Source organism: Actinomadura soli, assembly GCF_005889715.1.
In the GTDB taxonomy this organism is placed as follows: domain Bacteria; phylum Actinomycetota; class Actinomycetes; order Streptosporangiales; family Streptosporangiaceae; genus Spirillospora; species Spirillospora soli.
In genome coordinates this window covers 1-3,071 of record NZ_VCKW01000476.1, presented here as the reverse complement: position 1 = coordinate 3,071, position 3,071 = coordinate 1, and the positions used below count along the sequence as shown (strand labels likewise).

Below are 3,071 nucleotides of genomic sequence, written 5' to 3'. Positions count from 1 at the left end.
TCCTGCGATCTCGTCGTCGATCTTCACATACAGTGCCGTCAAGAGGGTGTTCAGGTCGGTCGTCACAAACTGATCTTGAACACCCTCGCCACGTCACCGGGCCCAAACTTCGGAACTACTCGTCTAGGCGTCGTCGAGGACGGTCTCGCCCGCCTGCTCCGGCACCTCGGGCGCGGGCTCGGGGACGCCGGCGGCGGTCTCCGGGGCGCCGGCGGCGGTCTCCGGGGCGCCGGCGGCGGTCTCCGGGGCGCCGGCGGACCCGGGAGCGGCGGCCGCGTTCCAGTTCTCGGCCATCTCGGTCAGCCGGGCGGCGGCGTCCCGCGCGGGTGCGCCGCGCCCGACCGCGAGGCCGAGCAGGTACGCCGTGACGGGCGCGCCGGGCCGCGCGACGCCGTGCGCGACGTCGCGGGCGAGGTCCAGGACCAGGCCCTGGTCGATGTCGCGGCGTTCCAGGCCCAGTTCGCGGCAGGCCGCGTCGATCCAGTCCTCCAGCACCGGCATGGGTCCCCCTTCTCGCGTCGTCCAGCCGAACCTGCCCACTCTCACCCGATCAAAGCAGGTGTTCGGCGGCGGCCAGGTCCTCCGGGGTGTCGCAGTCGTACCAGGCGGGACGCGTCCCCGCGGGCAGCGCGACCAGGGCGGGGCCGAGGGGGCCCAGGAGGCCGCGCAGTGACGCGCCCGTGTAGCCGCTGAGGGCGTCCCGCAGCGCGGCGGCCCGCCAGCATCCGGCGAGCCACTGCTCGCGGTGCCCGTCGTCGAGGAGCACGGCTCCGGGGCGCTCTCCCGCCGCGTCCAGCAGCCGGGCGACGTGGCCGGGACGCAGGAACGGCAGGTCGGCGGCCAGCAGCACCAGCCACGGCGACCGCACCTCCGCCAGCCCGGCCCGCAGCGCCGGGACCGGCCCCGCGCCCGGCGGGTCCTCCCGGACGACGACGGCCCCCGGCAGGACGTCCCGGCGCGGCCCCACCACGATCAGCCTGGACGCCCCGGACACGGCGGCCGCCGCCCATTCCAGCAGCGTCCGTCCGCCGAGGGGCGCGGCGGGCTTGTCGGCGCCGAACCGCCGGGCACGGCCGCCCGCCAGCAGCACCGCGTCGAAGGGCACCGCGTGGGAAACGGGCACGGCCTCAGCCGCCGATGGCCGACATCGGCCGGGCCGGCTGCAGGAAGGACGGGTCGTCGATGCCGTGCCCCGCGCGCTTGGCCCGGACCGCCTTTCGCCACCGCTCGGCCAGCTCGGCGTCGTCGGCTCCGGCGCGCAGCGCGTCGCGCAGGTTGGACTCCTCGGTGGCGAACAGGCAGTTGCGGACCTGCCCGTCGGCGGTGAGCCGCACCCGGTCGCAGGCGCCGCAGAACGGCCGGGACACCGAGCCGATCACGCCGACCATGTGCGGGCCGCCGTCGACGATGAACGACTCGGCGGGGGCGCTGCCGCGGTCGTGCTCCTCGTCCGGGGCGATGGCGAACGCCGCGGACAGCCGCTCGAGGATCTCGTCCGCGGTGATCATGTCGTGGCGGGTCCAGCCGTGCTGGGCGTCCAGGGGCATCTGCTCGATGAACCGGAGCCGGTAACCGTGGTCGAGGCAGTACCGCAGCAGCGGGACGGCCTCGTGGTCGTTGATCCCCCGCATCAGCACCGCGTTGATCTTGACCGGTTCCAGCCCCGCGGACCGGGCCGCCGCGAGGCCGGTCAGGACGTCGTCCAGCCGGTCGCGGTGCGCGAGCCGCTTGAACGTCTCCGGGTCGAGGGTGTCGAGGGACACGTTCACCCGGTCGAGACCGGCATCGGCCAGCGGCCCCGCGAGCCGGTCGAGCCCGATGCCGTTCGTGGTCAGCGAGATCTGGGGGCGCGGCGCCAGCTCCGCCGTGCGCCGCACGATGTCGGGGAGCCCGCGCCGCAGCAGCGGCTCGCCGCCGGTGTAGCGGACCTCGGTGACGCCCAGATCCCGGACGGCCAGCCCGACCAGCCGCATGACCTCGTCGTCGGTGAGCAGTTCCGGCTTGGGCAGCCAGTCCAGGCCCTCTGGTGGCATGCAGTACGAGCACCGCAGGTTGCAACGGTCGGTGAGGGAGACCCGCAGGTCCGTCGCGGTACGGCCGAAGGTGTCGACCAGCACGGGCGCCCCTTCCTGCAGATTACGGTCGATCTCTCCACCCTATTGCGGTGGTTGACGATCCGTCCCGCACGAGAGACGGTAACCATCCGTCCGGCATCTGGGAGGCTGCGTGACCACGGTACGGAAGTGGGAGTTCGCGGGGACGCGGGGTTCCGTCACGGCCAGGATCTGGACGGACGGAGACCCCTGGTACATCGCCGTCCTCGTGCACGGATACGGCGAGCACCTCGGCCGCTACGACCACGTGGCGGACGTCCTCGCCCGGCACGGCGCCGTCGTCTGCGGCCCCGACCACATGGGCCACGGCCGCTCGGCCGGCGACCGCGTGCTGGTCGAGGACTACGACGACGTGGTCGCCGATCTGCACACGGTCGTCGAGGCGGCGCGCGGCGACCATCCGGACCTGCCCGTCGTCATGATCGGGCACTCGGTGGGCGGGCTGATCGCGTCCCGGTACGCCCAGCTGCACGGCGGCGTCCTCGCCGCGCTGGTGCTGTCCGGGCCCGTGCTCGGCCATTGGCACATCTTGGACGAGCTGCTCCCCCTCGACGAGATCCCCGACGAGCCGATCGACACGTCCACGCTGTCGCGCGACCCGGCCGTGGGGAAGGCGTACATCGAGGACCCGCTCGTCTGGCACGGCCCGTTCAGGAAGACCACCGTCGAGGCCCTCGACACCGCGCTGAAGCGCGTCAGCGAGCACGGCCGCCTCGGCGACCTGCCGATCTTCTACATGCACGGCGCCGCGGACGAGCTCGTCCGGCCGCGCGACACGCGGACCGGAATCGACGCCGTCCGCGGCACCGACTTCACCGAGCGCCTCTACCCCGGCGCCCGGCACGAGATCTTCAACGAGACCAACCGGGAGGAGGTCCTCGCCGACGTCACCGCCTTCATCGACGGCGTCCTCACCTGACCGCCCCGGCGCCCCCGACGCTCCCGACGCTTCCCGCG

Annotated in this window: 4 protein-coding genes; 1 reads left to right on the top strand and 3 read right to left on the bottom strand. The window is 73.8% G+C overall.

The window, feature by feature from the left end; all coding sequences use genetic code 11:
* Window positions 1–123: 123 nt before the first annotated feature.
* From ETD83_RS46250 to moaA, 3 genes are read right to left on the bottom strand one after another with little or no spacing between them, the layout of a single operon-like run.
* The gene (locus tag ETD83_RS46250) at window positions 124–501 is read right to left on the bottom strand and encodes a DUF6457 domain-containing protein (protein WP_407921562.1); all 378 of its coding nucleotides are present in this window, start codon (window positions 499–501) and stop codon (window positions 124–126) included.
* 49 nt (window positions 502–550) lie between these two features.
* Window positions 551–1,123 carry a molybdenum cofactor guanylyltransferase gene (gene mobA / locus ETD83_RS40820; RefSeq protein WP_230421526.1) on the bottom strand — a complete coding sequence of 191 codons (573 nt, stop codon included), beginning with the start codon at window positions 1,121–1,123 and terminating at the stop codon, window positions 551–553.
* Between the two features lie 4 nt (window positions 1,124–1,127).
* On the bottom strand, window positions 1,128–2,117 hold the full coding sequence (gene moaA / locus ETD83_RS40815) for a GTP 3',8-cyclase MoaA (RefSeq protein ID WP_138650605.1): 990 nt from the start codon (window positions 2,115–2,117) through the stop codon (window positions 1,128–1,130).
* A 109-nt stretch (window positions 2,118–2,226) separates the two neighbouring features.
* Here moaA and ETD83_RS40810 point away from each other — a divergent pair, with 109 nt between their 5' ends.
* Window positions 2,227–3,033 (top strand): alpha/beta hydrolase, encoded by an 807-nt coding sequence (locus tag ETD83_RS40810; protein ID WP_138650604.1) that lies wholly within the window; start codon window positions 2,227–2,229, stop codon window positions 3,031–3,033.
* The last annotated feature ends 38 nt before the right edge of the window (window positions 3,034–3,071 follow it).

Coding starts and splice junctions, on each gene's coding strand:
- ETD83_RS46250 (WP_407921562.1), bottom strand. CDS start 501: ATGCCGGTGCTGGAGGACTGGATCGACGCGGCCTGCCGCGAACTGGGC.